This is a genomic window from Phaeobacter sp. JH20_37, assembly GCF_048056015.1.
Taxonomy (GTDB): Bacteria; Pseudomonadota; Alphaproteobacteria; order Rhodobacterales; family Rhodobacteraceae; genus Phaeobacter; species Phaeobacter bryozoorum.
In genome coordinates, this window is sequence record NZ_JAYMWW010000022.1 from 88424 (window position 1) to 106419 (window position 17996).

General features: G+C 59.6%; 16 protein-coding genes and 1 pseudogene. 9 read left to right on the forward strand and 8 right to left on the reverse strand.

Annotated elements, in window-relative coordinates:
- Nucleotides 1–11: 11 nt before the first annotated feature.
- The 5 genes from VWZ87_RS18540 to VWZ87_RS18560 all read right to left on the reverse strand — a co-directional run bounded on the left by VWZ87_RS18540 (nucleotide 12) and on the right by VWZ87_RS18560 (nucleotide 4744).
- Complete coding sequence (locus VWZ87_RS18540) at nucleotides 12–1298, reverse strand: TRAP transporter large permease (RefSeq protein WP_416536602.1); 1287 nt, start codon at nucleotides 1296–1298, stop codon at nucleotides 12–14.
- Complete coding sequence (locus VWZ87_RS18545) at nucleotides 1295–1849, reverse strand: TRAP transporter small permease subunit (RefSeq protein ID WP_416536603.1); 555 nt, start codon at nucleotides 1847–1849, stop codon at nucleotides 1295–1297. Before VWZ87_RS18545 ends, VWZ87_RS18540 begins: the two co-directional genes overlap by 4 nt.
- A gap of 26 nt (nucleotides 1850–1875) precedes the next feature.
- Nucleotides 1876–2913 carry a TRAP transporter substrate-binding protein gene (locus tag VWZ87_RS18550; protein ID WP_416536604.1) on the reverse strand — a complete coding sequence of 346 codons (1038 nt, stop codon included), beginning with the start codon at nucleotides 2911–2913 and terminating at the stop codon, nucleotides 1876–1878.
- A gap of 20 nt (nucleotides 2914–2933) precedes the next feature.
- On the reverse strand, nucleotides 2934–3764 hold the full coding sequence (locus tag VWZ87_RS18555; RefSeq protein WP_416536605.1) for a putative hydro-lyase: 831 nt from the start codon (nucleotides 3762–3764) through the stop codon (nucleotides 2934–2936).
- A gap of 77 nt (nucleotides 3765–3841) precedes the next feature.
- Nucleotides 3842–4744, reverse strand: coding sequence for a LysR family transcriptional regulator (locus tag VWZ87_RS18560; protein WP_340547432.1), 903 nt, complete (start codon nucleotides 4742–4744; stop codon nucleotides 3842–3844).
- A 536-nt stretch (nucleotides 4745–5280) separates the two neighbouring features.
- On the opposite strand from VWZ87_RS18560, the pseudogene VWZ87_RS18565 reads away from it, so the two are divergent.
- The 8 genes and pseudogenes from VWZ87_RS18565 to VWZ87_RS18600 form a co-directional block, all read left to right on the forward strand.
- Nucleotides 5281–5424, forward strand: a pseudogene (locus VWZ87_RS18565) (IS5/IS1182 family transposase); the annotation flags it as partial.
- Complete coding sequence (locus tag VWZ87_RS18570; RefSeq protein WP_340547540.1) at nucleotides 5402–5551, forward strand: hypothetical protein; 150 nt, start codon at nucleotides 5402–5404, stop codon at nucleotides 5549–5551. The pseudogene VWZ87_RS18565 and the gene VWZ87_RS18570, both read left to right, overlap by 23 nt.
- A 654-nt stretch (nucleotides 5552–6205) precedes the next feature.
- On the forward strand, nucleotides 6206–7333 hold the full coding sequence (locus tag VWZ87_RS18575) for a CaiB/BaiF CoA transferase family protein (RefSeq protein WP_416536606.1): 1128 nt from the start codon (nucleotides 6206–6208) through the stop codon (nucleotides 7331–7333).
- Nucleotides 7334–7405: 72 nt separating this feature from the next.
- Nucleotides 7406–9394, forward strand: a complete 1989-nt coding sequence (locus tag VWZ87_RS18580) for a CocE/NonD family hydrolase (RefSeq protein ID WP_416536607.1) — start codon at nucleotides 7406–7408, stop codon at nucleotides 9392–9394.
- A 211-nt stretch (nucleotides 9395–9605) separates the two neighbouring features.
- Entirely contained in the window at nucleotides 9606–10610 is a 1005-nt protein-coding gene (locus VWZ87_RS18585; RefSeq protein WP_416536608.1) for a glycosyltransferase family 2 protein, read from the forward strand.
- On the forward strand, nucleotides 10607–11008 hold the full coding sequence (locus VWZ87_RS18590; protein WP_340547428.1) for a GtrA family protein: 402 nt from the start codon (nucleotides 10607–10609) through the stop codon (nucleotides 11006–11008). The genes VWZ87_RS18585 and VWZ87_RS18590 overlap by 4 nt, the downstream gene beginning before the upstream one ends.
- Before the next feature lie 16 nt (nucleotides 11009–11024).
- The gene (locus VWZ87_RS18595) at nucleotides 11025–11810 is read left to right on the forward strand and encodes a hypothetical protein (protein WP_416536609.1); all 786 of its coding nucleotides are present in this window, start codon (nucleotides 11025–11027) and stop codon (nucleotides 11808–11810) included.
- Nucleotides 11810–13270 carry a hypothetical protein gene (locus tag VWZ87_RS18600; RefSeq protein ID WP_416536610.1) on the forward strand — a complete coding sequence of 487 codons (1461 nt, stop codon included), beginning with the start codon at nucleotides 11810–11812 and terminating at the stop codon, nucleotides 13268–13270. Before VWZ87_RS18595 ends, VWZ87_RS18600 begins: the two co-directional genes overlap by 1 nt.
- 94 nt (nucleotides 13271–13364) lie before the next feature.
- Here the strand turns inward: VWZ87_RS18600 and nadC are convergent, their stop codons facing one another.
- From nadC to nadA, 3 genes are read right to left on the reverse strand one after another with little or no spacing between them, the layout of a single operon-like run.
- On the reverse strand, nucleotides 13365–14219 hold the full coding sequence (gene nadC, locus VWZ87_RS18605; RefSeq protein ID WP_416536611.1) for a carboxylating nicotinate-nucleotide diphosphorylase: 855 nt from the start codon (nucleotides 14217–14219) through the stop codon (nucleotides 13365–13367).
- Nucleotides 14216–15886 carry an L-aspartate oxidase gene (locus VWZ87_RS18610; protein ID WP_416536612.1) on the reverse strand — a complete coding sequence of 557 codons (1671 nt, stop codon included), beginning with the start codon at nucleotides 15884–15886 and terminating at the stop codon, nucleotides 14216–14218. The genes nadC and VWZ87_RS18610 overlap by 4 nt, the downstream gene beginning before the upstream one ends.
- Nucleotides 15887–15889: 3 nt before the next feature.
- Nucleotides 15890–16942, reverse strand: a complete 1053-nt coding sequence (gene nadA, locus VWZ87_RS18615; RefSeq protein ID WP_340547423.1) for a quinolinate synthase NadA — start codon at nucleotides 16940–16942, stop codon at nucleotides 15890–15892.
- Between the two features lie 346 nt (nucleotides 16943–17288).
- On the opposite strand from nadA, the gene VWZ87_RS18620 reads away from it, so the two are divergent.
- Complete coding sequence (locus VWZ87_RS18620) at nucleotides 17289–17993, forward strand: ABC transporter permease (RefSeq protein ID WP_340547422.1); 705 nt, start codon at nucleotides 17289–17291, stop codon at nucleotides 17991–17993.
- The last annotated feature ends 3 nt before the right edge of the window (nucleotides 17994–17996 follow it).

Here is a 17996-nt window from a genome sequence, read left to right on the forward strand (position 1 = left end):
TAGGGCCGCGGTTATCGCTGGATGGATTCCGGAAGGTAGAGAGCGATCTGAGGGAACGCGAGTAAGGCCGCTACCATAAGCAGCATCACAAAGACGAACGGGATGGTACCCAGCATCACGTCGCTCAGTTTCCCGCTCTTACGTGCGCCTTGCACGACATAGAGGTTCAAGCCGACCGGGGGTGAGATAAGAGCCATTTCAACGAGAACGATCATCATTATCCCAAACCAAATCACATCGTACCCAAGCGCCGTGACCAGGGGCACGATGATCGGGATCGTTACAACCATCAGCGACAAGGTCTCGATGAAAAATCCGAGTACAATGTACATGCAGACAATCACCAGCATGGTCATCAATGGTGAAAACCCAAGCCCATTGAGCAGAGCCTGAAGTTCCGCGCCCAGACCGGCCGAGGCCAGTGTGAAGTTCAGGAAAGACGCCCCAATGATAACCAGCATGATCATGGAGGTGATCTTGATGGTGCCAACGATGCTCTCACTGATCATCTTGATTGAAACGCCACCAAAGGCTGCTGCGATGAGCACTGCGCCTGCAACACCAACTGCCGCTGCCTCTGTCGGAGTGGCCCACCCCATGTAGATGGTCCCGATGATAGCACCGAAAAGGATGACGATGGGGATGAGCTGAAAAAGTCCGCGGATCATCTCGGCGATCGGGAACACCCGTCGAACACCGCCCAATTCGGGTCGGATCATACAAATGAGCACAGTGATGAGCATGAAGCCCACCGCAAGCAAAAGACCTGGCATGAGACCCGCGAGAAAAAGTTGCGGGATAGATGACTGCGTCAGGAAACCGTAGACGATAAGGTTGATTGATGGCGGGATCATGATGCCAAGTGTACCACCAGCGGCGATGGCCCCTGAGAAGAGCTTTGGGTCATACCCGAGCTTTTCAGCCTGTGGCATGGCGACCGTTGCGACGGTCGCGGCCGTCGCGACAGACGAGCCCGAAATGGCCGAAAACATCGTCGAGGTAGCCACATTCGCGTGGACCAGCCCCCCTGGCATCCAAGACACCCAACGGTCCAGCGCGGCGTAAGTTCTGTTGGCGATACCGCTGCGGACCAGGATCTCACCGAGCAAGACAAAGAATGGAATGGCGATCAATGTGGCATTGTTTGATGTCGACCAGACCAAGTTTCCGAGTCCTTTGGTCAGCGGAAAAGGGCTGAAGAATGCGTCGATTCCGAAACCAAGGAGGAATAACACGATCCCAACAGGGATTGAGAGCGAAAGCAGGGCCAGCAGGCCGACTGAAATTGACCAAATCATGTGTGGATCTCCGCGTCTTCTTCGCCGACGATCCCGACAGCAGCTTCGGATTTTTCAAATTCACCGCGCAAGACCAGCATGACTGCGGCGACCAACGTGAGCCATGCGATGACGGCAAACCAAAGCCAGCCCGCAAACCACGGTAGTTGAACCAGTGCCAGAGGTGTCTCCAGCGGTGTATTGGCGCGCGAACTGTTTATGATTGACCGTTCAACGACAGGCCAAGACCTGATGGCAATCACGGTGACGGTGCTCGACAAGACGAACAGAGAGAACAGGTCGAAGAGGGACCGTCCGAGGGCGTTGACACGCCCCCGGAGAATATCGATCCGAATGTGACTGAGTTCGAGCAGGGCAAATCCCATACCCCAGGACGTCACAACAGCCATGACGTAGCCACTTATTTCATCAGTTCCGCCGAGAGTGCCTCCCAACTGCCTGATCATGATTTCAGCGATGATGAACACGACACATGTCAAGAGCAGAACACCAATCAGCATTGCTACTGCTCGATTGAGCCGCTTCATCGTCGCAAGTATTTTCTCGGGCATTGGAAGCACTCCCAGGGAACTATCTGTTATTCTGCGGCAACAGACACGCCGACGACTTGACCGACGCTAGTGTTCCACCGCTTGGCCCAATCAGCACCTGCGCGTTCAGCCCACGCCGGGAGAACTTCGCTGACCAGGGTTTCCCTCGCGTTGTTGAAGTCTTCTTCCGAAACTTCGACAAGCTTCATGTTACGCGTTTCGCCAGATGGGCACTCGCCATTCCCTGTCAAGCAGGCGATGTCATTGACCAGCGCGTCTTGAGCGACTTCCCATGCAGGCTCCTCAAATTCGGCTGACACCTGGGTTTGGATCAATTCCTGAGTTTCGGTGCTTAGAGAATTCCATTTGTCCAGATTGATGGCGGTGACCACCGGATCCCAACCACCCAAGGGGATGGCCAAAAGATTGGTAGATACTTCCCACCACCCAGAGCTGTAGCCAGATCCGGCACCAGTTACCGCGCAATCGACCACCCCTTTCTGGAGAGCACCAGGTACTTCGGCAAAGCTGACGTTGACACCCTCAGCTCCAAGGGCTTCGAGGAACTTGGCGGTCATACGCCCAGAGGCACGGACCTTTAGGCCTTTGAGGTCAGCAAGAGAGTTCACGTCACCATTGCAGAATACCACCTGTGGTGGGTAGGGCGCGATCGCCAGAACGTGACTGTTGAAGCGGTCCCGATAGATGTCGCTAACCATCGGACGTGCAGCATCGACCATCGCGCGGGCTTCGTCGGCCGTAAGTGCAAGCAGCGGGACATCCAGACCTTCGAGTTCTGGCGCATCGGCCACTGCATAGTCGCCAACTGTCATTGCAACGTCATAAACGCCGTCCCCGAGCAGACGGAAAACGTCTCCAACCCCAAGGTTCATTTGGTTGTGCGTGGTCAGGCTTACGTTGATTGATCCACCGGAAGCTGTTGGAAGGGTTTCCGACCAGAAAGGTGCTTCAAATTGTTTGTGAAGTGGCAAGCCGGACCAACTGCCGACGACAGCCAAATCTTCTGCGATTACAGGCGATGCAAGCAATGCGGTTGCCGCCAGATATGCAGTGAATTTTCTCATCTTAGTTCTCCTGTTTGGACTTAGTTTGATTGATGATTGTCGGGTGCTAAGATCGGATTCTCTGCATCCTGCGGTATATCGGTAATCAGCATATGACCCGGCTTATGTGTGATGCAGAGAGGGAGTTTGGCCTGCTCGATAGCTGCCTGTGGAGTAACGCCGCAGGCCCAGAAAACGGGTATAAACCCGGCTTCCACTGGCGCTGGATCGCCCCAATCAGGGAGGTTAACGTCTTGAATCCCGATTTCCGCAGGATCGCCCCAATGCACTGGTGCCCCATGCGCAAGGGGGTAGTTCTTAGAAATGGAGATTGCGGTTTTTAGCTGATCTTCAGGAATTGCCCGCATGCTGACGACCATCGGACCGCCAAACGGTCCCGATGGAACGGTTTCGATTGATGTGCGGAACATTGGCACTGTTTTGTTATTATTAATGTGCCACAGTTGAATGCCTGCATCATTGAGTGCATGCTCGAATGTGAAAGAGCAGCCCAGAGCAAATGCGACCAAGTCGTTGTGCCAGATGTCTCGAATGTTCCCGACAGTGCTTTCCAGCTTCCCGTCACGATAAATATTGTAAGCCGGAACATCAGTACGAATATCGATGTCCCTGCCCATGGTGAACATCTTTGGATTCCCAGTGTCGGAGACACCGGTCAACGGACATGGCTTGGGGTTGCGTTGGCAGTAGCGCATGAAGTCCAGGGCGGACTCTGAGGGCATGATTGCGATGTTGGCTTGAAGAAATCCGTTACCCAGCCCAGCTGTGTGAGAGTGGTAGCTGTCGCGGCGAATAACGTCTCGAATTTCTGCTAGAGGTTTTTGGACAAGTTCTGCATGTGAGATTGGCAAAGTACGATTCCTCCCAGTGGTGGGAGTATCGATCTGGGCTAACATAAAAACAAATTAAAAAGATCTTCGCAATCCCATTAAAGTTTTTTATCGTCGAAGCTTTGTGCAGTGGCGCTTGCGATGGCCGCTGCGGTTTCTAGTAGATGGCTCTTTGGTTCACCGAGGAAAGACGCTGAGAATTTCAGGGGGTTTGGGCGCCACCCAGGATCGAACTCGCAAATTCGCCCTTCAGATACGAAGCGCTGCCCCAAGACACGCGGCAATGCAGCGACGCCCAAGCCAGATTCAACTAAGCGAAAGCAAGCTGACAGCGAAGAGGAGGGGAAGAGTGAGTAGTTTGGACCCAAATGTTCAAGAAGTTCAGAGCGCAATTCCCGAAAAGGACGCGTATTTCTTGCATATGTAAATATGGGCTTTTCTAGGTATCGAGACGGTTGGTCGTTGGAGCTTTGGTCACTTTCGGCTCGGTACCAGGCAAGATCCACTTCTGGTAACTCGACGTTGTCGACAGAGTACTCAGAAATTGGCCCTAGTAAGACGGCAAGGTCGATCTCTCTATCAAGCAACATTGTACGGAGGTTGACCGATATATCGACGTTGATCTCGATTTCGAGGGCAGGATACATTCGATGAAGCTCTTCAATGAATAACGGTAACCAGCATTGAACGATAGTTTCGGAAACTCCTAGGCGAAGATGGCCCTCGATACCTGAGGGATCCATAACATCTCGTTGCACGAGCTCTGAAAGCTGTTCGAACTGTTTTGCATAGCGGGCGAGAATATCCCCTCTCTTGGTCAAAAGAACGCCTCCACTCGTTCTTTCAAACAACTCCACGCCCAAGGTGTTTTCTAGGTTTTTGATCCGCGTAGTCACGGCTGGTTGTGTCAAGCCTAGCTCATCGGCTGCCTTGCTAAATCCACCGAGGCGCACGACGGTCAGAAATGCCCGTATTTGTTCTAAGTTGAGACGAGTGTTCATTTGGTTCTGTTCCTGTCTTCTCCGATAGAGGTCGTTCGGAAAATGCTTCATTGAGGCTTGCTGTGTTCGCCGCGCAAGGTATCGTATAAATTTCATTTATGAAATTTGAGAATTTTTTTGATTTTTATTGATGTTCGGCAACGTCGATAAGTTCGAGGGGCAGTCACCTAACCTTCGTCACAGCAAAGGATCACATTCATGCCCCGGAAAATACTAGTACCGATCGCACCGGATCACCCGACCTCCAGTGACGAAGTGCTCAGTCGGGCCAAAAAGCTTGTTAAAGAGTGGGGGAAACAATGCCTTGACCGTGATGGAGATGTGGCCCGAGAAATATGAACAGTTGAGCTAGGTGGATTTCCCGTTCCTCATCCGGCAGTGTGCCGGGACGAAGGAACAACGATGGCAAGACGACCCAGACGGAACCACAGCCCTGCATTCAAGGTGAAAGTCGTATTGGCAGCTTTGAAGGCGTTGTTGCAGAACTCTGAGTGTTAAGGATTCACATCACGAATCCATGCGGTTAGACGGGGCAGATGAGCAAGCCCGCACCTGCCCGCTACCGTACGACGAATTGGTTCAGCTACAACGATGCGCTCAGAAAGCGCGGGTCGCTTCTGATCTGGTTGGACAAAGAGATGACCTGGCTCGCGCCGCATGATGGCAGCCCCGGTCGCCCATCTGGAGCTGGCCACGGCGGTGCAGATCCTGGTCGAGACCTGCGATCTGCCGTTGGAGACGGCGCTGGAGATGGCCACGAGCCGACCGACGGATTTGATCAGGCGGCCCGATCTGGGGCGCTTGTAACCCGGCGCGCGCGCCGATGTGCTGCATCTGAACGACGCGCTGGAGCTGCAGCAGGTCTGGCAGGGCGGCTTGGCGCTGTAGCTGCTGTTGCATCGTGTCGCTCAGCGATGCCTCATACGGTGGAATTTGGCGCCAACTGTTCTGCTGGTTCCGGACGCCCTGCTGGTCTGCTCTGAGGTCATCGTTGCTCCTTTCTGCAACGCAGCTATATTGCAAATATGAAGTGGATTGTCCTCGTTTGTGGAATATTACTCATCTTTGCAGCTTGGCTAATCGTTCAAGTGGGCAAAGGCGTGTTCTTCACCCATAGCGGTTTTGCGGAGTGGGATGAGGAGTTTTTGGCAGCGTATCGAGAATGTTGTTTTATGACCGATTTGCGATCAGCAGCACCCTTCGCTTTGCTTGGATTAGTATTGCTTGGGTTCGTAGCGTGGAAATTCTTCCGGAATTATGCTAACCGATCGCAATCATCACACTTAAGAGAGCAACATCCGCTTGTTCCGCCTGGCCACTCCCTTCTGAAGACTCTCCGCATGTTTTGATCAAATTATTTGCCCGCAGAGGAATGGATAGGCTAAGTCTCTGTCAGAACACTCTGCCGTGCCTTGGCAGGGGGATGTCCCGCAGATTGCGGGCGGACTGACAGGAGTGCCCATGACACCGCTTGCAGGTTTGAAGGTGGTCGAACTGGCCCGTATTCTTGCGGGGCCATGGATTGGCCAGTCGCTTGCCGATCTGGGGGCGGAGGTCATCAAGGTCGAGAGCCCCGAGGGGGATGATACCCGTCGCTGGGGCCCGCCTTTTATCGAGCGCGACGGTGATAAAACAGCGGCCTATTACTATGCGGCGAACCGGGGTAAGTCCTGCGTCACTGCGGATTTTCGCACTGAAGACGGCAAACAGACGGTGCTGGAGCTGATCCGGGATGCCGATATCCTGATCGAGAATTTCAAGGTCGGCGGGCTGGCGAAATACGGGCTGGATTATGACAGTCTGAAAGCGGTCAATCCACGTCTGATCTACTGTTCGGTGACCGGCTTTGGGCAGGATGGGCCTTATGCGACGCGGGCGGGCTATGATTTCCTGTTGCAGGGCATGTCCGGGCTGATGTCGATCACCGGTACGCCGGAGGGTGAGCCGCAGAAGGTCGGGGTGGCGATCACCGATATTGTCACCGGGCTTTATGGCACCATCGGCATTCTGGCAGCGGTGGAACAGCGCCATAGAACCGGGCGGGGGCAGCATATCGACATGTCACTGCTGGATTGCGCCACCGCCATGCTGGCCAATCAGAACATGAACTATCTGGCAACCGGCACCAGCCCGACCCGGATGGGCAATGAGCATCCCAATATTGCGCCCTATCAGGTGATGGCGGTGCGCGACGGGCATGTGATCCTTGCCGTTGGCAATGACGGCCAGTTTGCGCGGCTCTGCGAGGTTTTGAACATGGCGGCGCTTGCGGTTGATCCGCGCTTTGCCTCCAACCAGCTGCGGGTGGCCAACCGGGGCGAATTGACACCGATGCTGGCGGCAGTGCTGGCGCAATGGGGGCAGGCGGATCTGTTGGCGGCGCTGGAGGCCGCGACCGTGCCTGCGGGGCCGATCAACACCATTGGGCAGGCGTTTGAGGACCCGCAGATCAGGCACCGCCAGATGCAGATTGCGCCGGAGGATGTGCCGGGCGTGCGTGGTCCTTGGGTGTTTTCCGATGCGGAGCTGGCGCTGGAGAAATCCGCGCCAATCCTGCCGGTGGCGCAGGATATGTCGCAGGGAGACTAGACCTCCGGATCGCCGACCGTTTGGGTGGGCGGCAACAGCTTGAGATTGAACCAGACAGGAAGAGGGCGCGCCATGGCGATGGAGATCACCGGAGTTGAACATCTGTGGATCCCGCTGCCAGATGGGCGTCGGCTGGCGGCGCGGATGTGGCGGCCAGCGGCAGAGGGGTGTTATCCTGGGATCGTTGAATATCTGCCCTATCGCAAACGCGACGGCACTGCGCCGCGCGATGCCACCACGCATCCGGTCTTTGCGGCTGAGGGCTATGTCTGCCTGCGGGTGGATATTGCCGGCACGGGCGATAGCGAGGGGGTGTTTGACGATGAGTATTCCGAACAGGAGCTGAGCGATGGTGAGGCGGTGCTGGCCTGGCTTGCGGCGCAGGCCTGTTGCGATGGGAATATCGGTATGATCGGGATTTCCTGGGGCGGCTTCAACGGCTTGCAGCTGGCCGCGCGTCAGCCAGAGGCGTTGAAGGCGGTGGTCAGCGTGGCATCAACCGTGGATCGCTATGCCGATGATATCCATTTCATGGGGGGCTGCCTGCTCAGCGATAATGCCAATTGGGCGTCGCAGATGTTTGCCTATCAAACCCGCCCGCTGGATCCCGAGCTGCGCCCGGACTGGCGCGCGGCCTGGGTGGAGCGGATCGAGACGCTGCCGTTTCTGGCCGCGGACTGGCTGTCCCACGCGCAGCGCGATGAATTCTGGAAACACGGTTCCATCTGCGAGGATTGGTCTGCGATCAAGGTGCCAGTGCTGGCGATCACCGGCTGGGCCGATGCCTATGTGAATGCACCACCTGCACTGGCGGCCCATATGCAGGCGCCCGCCAAGGCGCTGATCGGCCCATGGGAGCACCGCTATGCCCATATTTCCAAGCTGGAAGGGCATGATTTCCACGGCGAGGTGCTGCGCTGGTTTGATCGCTGGCTGAAGGGCGCAGACAGCGGCGCGGAGGATCTGCCGGATTATCGCACCTACATGCAGGAGCATTTCAATCCGACCAAGGAAAACAAACCCCGGCAGGGGCGCTGGATTGCTGAGACTGCATGGCCCTCCCCGAATGTGCGCGAGGTGGCGCATCATCTGGGACAGCAGGGGAGGTTGCAGGCGGTGCCGGGTGCGGGGGAGGTTGTGGTATCCAATCCAGCAACCCTGGGCATGGGGAGCGGGTATTTCTGCGCAGGTATGCGGATCGACAATGAACTGCCGGGCGATCAGGCGGGTGATGATGCGCTGTCGGCCTGTTTCGATACGGCGCCGCTTGAGACCCCGCTGGAGTTGCTGGGTCGGGCGCGGCTGCGGCTGGCGTTCTCTGTCGACAGACCGGTGGCGCAGGTGATGGCGCGGCTGTGTGATGTGGCCCCGAATGGCGTGTCGCAGCGCATCACCTATCGCGGGCGGAACCTCTGCCATGATGAGAGCCATGAGAACGCGGCGCGGCTGGTTCCCGGCAGGCGCTATGAGGTTGAGTTTGCGCTTAATGAATGCGCGCATCATCTGAGGGCTGGGCATAAGCTGCGGCTGGCGCTGTCGACCTCCTATTGGCCGATCGTCTGGCCCGCGCCCGAGCCTGTGGCGCTGACCCTGCATCTGGAGGGATGTGCGCTGATCCTGCCGGAACGTTCACTCGCTGAAGAGGTCGAGGCGCAAGCGCCAAGCGCCGCGCGGGATTATCCGACCTATCAGGCAGAGGTCACCCGCGCCCCATCCGGCACATCGAACACCTATGAAGAGGCCGACGGCACGCTGGTGCTGGAGACTTTTGATGACTATGGCGCGGCCATTGACCCGGTGCATGGGCTGGAGGTCGGCAGCCATGTCGCCATGCGCTATGCGGTGCATCCGGATGATCCGGCCAGCGCCACCTTTACCAGCCAGTGGCGGTTTACATTCGCGCGTGGTGACTGGCAGGTGCAGGTCGATACCGACAATGAGATGCGCGGTGATCGGGAGGATTTCCATCTCTGGCGCAGGGTTGTCGCCTGCGAAGGTGCCGGGCAGACCGAAGTCTGCGTTAAGGAATGGAGCGAGAGCCTGCCGCGCGATTGTTTGTGATTTCGCATCAAATCCTGTTAAAAATCGCTGTTTTTCCCCGGATTGACCCCCGGTTCGCCACGGTTTGGCCACGTTCTGTGACCAAAAACGGAACTGCGCGTTAACCATTTCGGGTGAGAATACCCCCCTTGAGATGTTTTCATCGCGCTGGAATGCCGGGCGGATGGTCCCCCGGTTGTGAGCAGACGATAAACAGAATTGGGGCGAGAAGGTGCATCTATCCGTTGTTGTACCCTGCTATAATGAGGAAGAGTCCATCCCCCTGTTGGTGGATCGGTTGGTGCAGGCAATCGAACCTTGGGCGGAACGGGCCGAGATCATTCTGGTCGATGATGGTTCCAGCGATGAAACCTGGGCCGCTATGGAAGCGGCGCATAAGCGTCATCCGGTGGTGCGGGGCATCCGTCTGTCGGCCAATCGCGGCCATCAGGTTGCGCTGACGGCTGGGCTGGAGGCGGCGACCGGCGCGCGGATTTTCATGCTGGATGCCGATCTTCAGGATCCGCCGGAAATTCTGCCCGACATGATGATGATGATGGATCGCGGCTATGACGTGGTCTACGGCCGCCGCGCCGAGCGCCAGGGGGAAACCCTGTTCAAGAAGGCGACGGCCTATCTGTTCTACCGTTTTCTCAATACGCTGTCGGATGTGGATATCCCCAAAGACACCGGCGATTTCCGCCTGGTCAGCCGTCGCTCGCTGGATGCGGTGCTGAAAATGCCGGAACGCGCGCGGTTCATCCGCGGCATGTTTGCCTGGGCCGGATTTCACCAGATTGGTCTCGAATACATCCGCGAAGCGCGTGTCGCGGGGGAAACCAAATATCCGTTCAAGGCGATGCTGCGCTTTGCCACCGATGCGCTGACCGGGTTCTCCACCAAACCGTTGAAAATGGCCACACGGCTGGCGTTCTTCAGCCTGTTGGTGACCGTGCTGATGGCGATCTATGTCTTTGGCTCGCTGATCCTGTTCAACACCGTTGCCGGTTGGGCCTCGGTTCTGCTGGCGATCTCTTTCTTCTCCGCGATCCAGCTGCTGACGCTGGGGATTCTCGGCGAATATGTCGGACGGCTTTATATGGAGAGCAAACAGCGCCCGCTGTATTTCCTGTCGCAGGAGACCGGGCATCCCGCCGCCCATGCGGTCGATTTCATCGGCGACAGCCGCGCCGTAGCTGCGCCACTGGCTGAACCGGCCCAAAAAGAAGCGTCATGATCCGCGCCGCCGTTCAGAAAGATCTCGGCCAGTTGATCCGCTTTGCCATTGTCGGCGTCTCGGTTGCAGCGCTCTATGTGCTGGCGTTCCTGGGGTTCCTGCATATCGGTCTGGCGGCGGGGCTGGCCAATGCGCTGGCTTTTGGCCTGGCGGTTCTGGCGCAATATGTCGGCCAGACCGTCTGGACGTTCCGCCAGAAGCTGGGCCAGCCGGACCAGGCGCTGCGGTTTGGCTGCACGGTCGGCCTTGGGTTTGTGACTTCAGCGCTGCTGACGGGTGTCATCGGTCCGATGCTGGGCTGGCCGGAGTGGCTGGCGGCAACCACCGCCGCAGTCTGGCTGCCGGTTCAGAACTACCTGTTTTTCAAGATCTGGGTCTACGCCGGACACGGCGCGTAAAGAGGAGTGGCAAGAAATGTCGCATGTGTATTCAAATGAATTCTACGATTACATCGAGGCCGGCGCGCGCAGCTCGGCGAAGGCGCTGATCGCGGCGGTGCAGCCCTGGCTTGGCGCGCGGAGTGTGCTGGATCTGGGCAGCGGTCGCGGTGTCTGGCTCAGTGAATGGGCGAATTCCGGCGTTGCTGACATCGCCGGGGTGGACGGCGATTATGTGGATCGTAACCGTCTGGCGATCCCGGCGGGGTGTTACCATGCGGCGGATCTGACCGGCGATTTTGATCTGGGTCGGCGGTTCGAGCTGGCGCAGAGCCTGGAGGTTGGTGAACATCTGCCGACGGCGGCCTCCGCAACCTTGGTTGCGGGGCTGACGCGCCATGCCGATCGGGTGCTGTTTTCGGCGGCTGTTCCGGGGCAGGGCGGCGAGTTTCATATCAATGAACAGCCGCTGTCCTTCTGGCAGGATCTCTTTGCCGCGCGGGGCTATCGGGCGTTTGACTGCGTACGCCCGGCGCTGAGAGAGGCCGAGGGGGTAGAACCCTGGTATCGCTACAATACTGTGCTCTATGTGAATGAAGCGGGGCGTGCGGGTTTGCCGGAGGAGGTTCTGGCAACGGAGCTTTTGGCGGGGCAGCCGGTGCCGCCTGCGGGCAGTCTTGGCTGGCGGCTGCGCCGGGGTGTGGTGTCGCTGATGCCGCAGTTGATGGTGACCCGGATCGCACAGATCCGCGCTGCGATCATCGCGCGGCAGGCGCGGGCGGCAGGGCTGTTGGGTGCGGATACGGCAAAGGGCACGATATAATGACACTGGTGATGGACAGTCCGGTTGTGGCGCGCCGGGACGCTGCAATGCCCCTGCTGGCGACAATCGCGGTGGCCTTTTTCGGGCTGCTGATCGCGGCGGTGTTCCAGCTGCCGGATCCGCTGATCCGTCACGATGATTACCCTGCGCTGTTTGGCGATGCAGAGACCTATTATGTCAAAACGCTAATGGAGGGGCGCTGGGTCAATTACCTGTGGCACCTGCGCGAGACACTGTTACCGAGTTGGGCCAACTATCTGATCTACAACGGGTTATGGGCGGTGGCGCTGGGCTGTCTGGCGCATAATGCGCTGGGGGCCGGGGCGCCGCTATGGCGCAAGGGCGCGGTGGCGCTCATTGCGGGGCTGTCGGCGCCTGCGCTGCTGATTTCACTGTGGTTCAACACGCTGATCCCGGGCATGGCGATCCTTGCCATCTATGCGCTGGCGACCACGCAACTGTCGGACCGGGCCTGCCGCTGGCTGCTGGTGCCCTTTGTGCCGCTGGCGCTGACCGCCTATACGACCTATCCGTTCTTTCTGCTGGCACTCTGTCTGACCCGTGCGGACACGCAGCGCTCTGCCCGGGATCTGGCATCGCTGCTGGGGCTGTTTATCCTGTGTTTTGCGCTGGCGATGGCGTCGATCTATACGCTGAACTACCTGTTTCACGGTGTCTTCGGGATCCCGATGGCGGAGTGGCGGATGCCGAAGCCGGCGCATGATCTGGCATCGCTGCTGGCAAATATCGGGCTGATTGGTGATTTCCTCGGCAGCTCGGCCTCGCTGGTCTCGTTCCACTTCCTGCCGCTGACCGTATTTCAGGTGGCGCTGTTTGGCTGGGCCGTCTGGCTGGTCGGCAGATCCGACCCCTGGCGCGCGATCTATCCGCTGGCGGGGATCTGCCTCGGGATGGGGCTGATCTTTGTGCAGACGATCAAGACCGGCATCACCCTGCCGCCGCGTGTCTCCGGCTTTGTATGGCTGTATTACGCGGTGCTGCTGGGGCTGCTTTCGCAGGAATTGGCGGCGCGGGGCGGCGTCTGGGACCGCATCGGACGCAATCTCCTGGCTTTTGTGGCGCTGATCTACCTGGCGTTCAACCTGCTCCAGCATCGCGATGTGACCGCCTGGCAAGCCGACAGCCGCAGGATGGCCGATCAGATCCTCCCGGTGGAAGGTCCGATCTATGTCACCGGCACCTATCTGTCGCTGCCATCGGGCAAGAAATCCGGCTTGCAGCACGATCTGTCGGTGGCCTTTCGCCTGACGCAACTGACCGGGCGTGATGTGGTGATCTGCGCGATAACACCGACGGCCTGCGCCCATCTGCCGACGGAGGTTCAGGCCGGTGCCAAGGGGCCCGACTATGAGGTGCGCAATCTGGACGTGGGCAGCATGGTGATGTTGTCGGCAACGCCGATCCGTGCGGCGGCGCATAACGTGCCTGCGGGCGGCTGAGGACGGCGCAAAGAACATCAAACGAGAAACGGGGGCGTGCGGGCCCCCGTTTTTCTGATCAGGTCTGGTCAAGAAACCAGAAGGTGCGAAGACCTCAGAAGTCGAGACCGAGATCCAGCGTCTGCGCCGAATGGGTCAGCGCGCCGGAGGAGATATAATCAACCCCCGTGGCTGACACCTCGGCAATGCGGTCGCGGCGCATATTGCCGGAGGCTTCGGTGACCAGATGACCTTTGGCCATCGCCACGGCCTTCGTCAGGGTTGGCGTGTCCATATTGTCGAGCAGCACCACATCGGCGCCGCCCGTCTCCAGCACCTCCTGCAACTGTTCGAGGGTGTCCACCTCGATCTCGACCTTCATCATGTGGCTGACGTTGGCCGTGGCCGCGCGCAGGACGGCGGCGACACCGCCTGCGGCGGCGATGTGATTGTCCTTGATCAGGATCGCATCGGAGAGACCGTAGCGGTGGTTGTAGCCGCCCCCATGCAGCACGGCCTGCTTTTCGACCATGCGCAGACCGGGTGTGGTCTTGCGGGTGCAGGTGATGCGGGTGGCGGTCCCCTTGGTCTCTGCCACCAAGGAGGCCGTCAGGCTGGCGATGCCAGAGAGGCGGCCTGCAAAATTCAGCGCCACACGTTCGCCCGAGAGGATCGACGCGGCTGATCCTGCGATGGTCATCAGGGTCTGACCGGGAGTGCAGGGGCTGCCGTCAGCCACGCGCGTTTCGATCTTCAGCGAGGGATCAACCAGATGAAAAGCGATACGGGCAATCTGCATACCGGAGATAACGCCGGTATCGCGTGCATTGAGCCGGGCCTCATAGGTGGTGCCTGCCGGGATCACCGCGCGGGTGGTGATATCCCCGCTCTGGCCGAGGTCTTCCAGCAAGGCAGCGCGGACCAGCGGTTCCAGGATCAGGTCGGGCAGAGTGGCAAAGGACGGGGTCATGTCGGATCCTTGACGGCGGCGGCGCGGATCGCACGCGCCTCGGTGAGGGTAATACGGGTGCGATGGGCCTGCGCCGGGTCGGCCTCAGGATAATCGTCGCGGAAATGGCCGCCCCGGCTTTCGCGGCGGTCCAGCGCGGCGGCAGCAATCAGGGTGGCGGTGGCGCACATATTGGCAAAGCTCTCGTCGTCGCCGAACTCTGCCAGCAGCTCCTCGATCGTTCTGAGGGCGGTTTTCAGCCCGGCTTCGTCGCGGCGAACGCCGACATGGGCGGTCATGGTTTCGCGCAGGCGGGCGATGGCGCTGGCCGGGGCGGCGGGCGTTGTGGCAGGGGCGAAACTGAGGGACAGTGCAGGCGGCGTGCGCATCTGGTCCGGTTGCGGGCCAAGTGTTGCGGCAATGTCCCGGGCAGCGGTGCGGGCATAGACCAGAGCCTCCAGAAGCCCGTTGGAGGCAAGTCGATTGGCGCCATGCAGCCCGGTCGAGGAGGCTTCGCCACAGACCCAGAGACGGCCGAGGCTGGCGCGCCCCTGCATGTCGGTGTCGATCCCGCCCATGTGATAATGGGCGGCAACCGCCACCGGGATCGGGTCCGCAACGGGATCAATACCGGCGCGGGCGCAGGTCTCAGCCACGGTTGGAAAGCGGGTCAGCACCTCGGCGCCAAGAGCTTCGCGGGTGTCCAGCATCGGGCGACGGCCGGCCTGGGTTTCGGCAAAGATTGCGCGGGCGACGATGTCACGGGGGGCCAGTTCGGCGTCCGGGTGCGCGGCCAGCATGAAGCGGATGCCGTCCTTGTTGATCAGCGTGGCGCCATCGCCGCGCAGCGCCTCGGTGGCGAGGGGCGCGGGGTCTTCGCCGATGTCAAAGGCGGTGGGGTGAAACTGGACAAATTCAGGATCGGCAATGCGGGCACCGGCGCGGGCGGCAAATCCGATCACCTGGCCCCGGATGCGGGGCGGGTTGGTGGTATGCGCAAACAGCCCCCCGGAACCGCCCCCCGCCAGAAGGATCGCAGGGGCGCGGATCAGCACGGGCACCGAGGTGCCGCCAGCATCGCTGACCCAGACGCCGGTGACGCGGTCGTCTGCCACCTCCAGCCGCACGGCCTGGGTGCCTTCGTGGACCTGAACCGAGGCTGTGGCGCGCACTGCGGCAATCAGCGTTTCCATGATCTGCCGACCGGCCTGATCGCCTTTCACCCGGACGACACGAGCCATGGAATGGGCGGCCTCGCGGCTCATGACAAAGCCGCCGTCAGCAGTGCGATCAAAGGGTGTGCCAAGGTCGGTCAGATCGAGAATATGATCCTGGGCAACCTGTGTGACCATGGCGGCGACCTCGGCGTCGACAGTGCCAGCACCGGCGCGCACCGTATCGGTGGCGTGGGCGGCAGGGCTGTCGGCCTGATCCATCGCGGCGGCAACGCCGCCCTGCGCCCAAGCCGAGCTGGCGCCCTCGCCAAGTGTTTCGGGTGAGATCATCAGCACCGGCCGCGGGGCCAGTTCGAGGGCGGCATAGAGCGCGGCCATCCCCGCGCCAACGATCACCACGCGATCAGTGTCACAGGCGGCGGTGGCTTCGGTCAGGGCCTGCACATCCAGCTGGGCCTCTGCCGCGTTGTCGGCCTGATGGTCAGAGACGACCTTGGCGCCGGGGGTGTCCAAGGGTCAGATCCCCAGTTTCTGGCTGAGATCAATCATCCGCTGCACCGCCACACGGGCCTTTTCGGCGACCTCGGGATCGACTTCGACCGGTTCGGACATCGTGTGCAGCGACCAGAGGATTTTCTCCAGCGTGATCTTCTTCATGTAGGGGCACATGTTGCAGGGGCCGACGAATTCAACCTCCGGCAATTGGTCGGCAATGTTCGAGGCCATCGAACACTCGGTGATCAACATCGCCTTTTCGGGCTTTTCGTCGGTCACATATTTGATGATGCCACTGGTGGAGCCGGAGAAATCGGCCTCATTCACCACATCCGGGGGGCATTCGGGATGTGCAATCAGCCGGGTGCCGGGGTTCCATTCGCGGAAATCGCGCAGGTCCTTGGCGGTGTATTGCTCGTGCACGATGCAGGAGCCTTCCCACCAGACCACGTTCTTTTCCGGCACCTGCTGAGCGATGTTCTGCGCCAGATACTGGTCCGGGGTCATGATCACCGTGTCGGCGTCCTGTGCGGCCACGATCTGGGCCGCGTTGGAGGAGGTGCAGCAGATATCGGAGGCGGCTTTGACCTCGGCCGTGGTGTTCACATAGGTGACAACCGGCGCGCCCGGATATTTCGCCCGCATCTGGGCAATGCCCTCTGCGGTGATCGATTCCGCCAGCGAACAGCCGGCCTCCATATCGGGGATCAGGACGATCTTGTCGGGGCTGAGGATCTTGGAGGTTTCAGCCATGAAATGCACACCGCATTGCACGATGACGTCGGCCTCCACCTTGGTGGCCTCCATGGCGAGCTGGAGGCTGTCGCCCACCACGTCGGCGACCCCGTGGTAGATTTCAGGCGTCATGTAGTTATGCGCCAGAATCACAGCGTTGCGTTCTTTTTTCAAGGCGAGGATGGCGGCGACATAGGGCGCGTAGGTGGCCCAGTCGACGGGGTTCACCACCCGGTCCATCTTGGCGTAGATCTCTGACATCTCTGCGGCCAGAGCAGGATTTGGCGCAAGGTCATAGTGATTGGCGAGCTGATCGCGCATGGTTTGCAGATCGAACATGGCATTTCCTCAAAGCTGCGCCTGACGTGGCACTTTGGGGAATTCTTGTTTCATGTTCACATTTAGCACGCAAGCGAGTGCAGCCGCTTTGTTGCGTAAAAACCGGAAATCCTGGTGCAAATCGGTGGCAATCGGGGCGCATCGGCAACCTGACGCTGGGGGCGGCACCAAGACCATCTGACCATCGGGCGATGTCAGCGCAAACAGTGCGCGGTCAATTTGTCCAATTTTCACACCCGGTGTCGTTTTTGTCTATTGGGCGGGCTGATATTGTGGTTTGCAGATAGCGTTCACACAGTATCGGGAAGCGGTAAGACCGGTCCCACAAGGGAGAAAATCCGCCTCCATGTCTGATCTCTGGGAAGGATTGGTCCAGGCCTTTTGGCTGGTGGTCACGCTGGATGGCGATCTGGTCGAGATCACGCTGCGTTCGTTGCGGGTCACTTTGACCGCGTTGCTGGTGGCCTCGGTGATTGCGCTGCCGCTGGCGGCGCTGCTGTCGGTCCGCCGGTTTCGCCTGCGTCGGGTCACTATTGCGGTGCTCAACGCCCTGATGGGGCTGCCGCCGGTGGTCGTGGGGCTGGTGGTCTATGTGCTGCTGTCGCGGGCTGGTCCGTTCGGGGTACTGGGGCTGCTGTTCACCCCGACCGCGATGATCATTGCGCAGGTGATCATCATCGTGCCGCTCATCGCCTCGATCGCGCATCAGTCGCTGCGCGATCTGTGGAGTGATTACCACGATCTGCTGATTTCGCTGAATGCCAGCCAGAGCCAGCGCATTGCGACGCTGCTGTGGGACGGGCGGCGGGCGCTGCTCACGGCGGCGCTGGCCGGGTTTGGTCGCGCGATCGGTGAGGTTGGGGCGATCATGATCGTTGGCGGCAATATCGACCATGCCACCCGGGTGCTGACGACGGCGATTGCGCTGGAGACCGGCAAAGGGGATTTTGCCATGGCGCTGGGGCTTGGCTTTGTGCTGATCGCGCTGGCGGTGGCGGTGAATCTGACCATCCACTGGCTGGGTCAGACCGAGAGCGAGGGCCGCTGGTGAGCA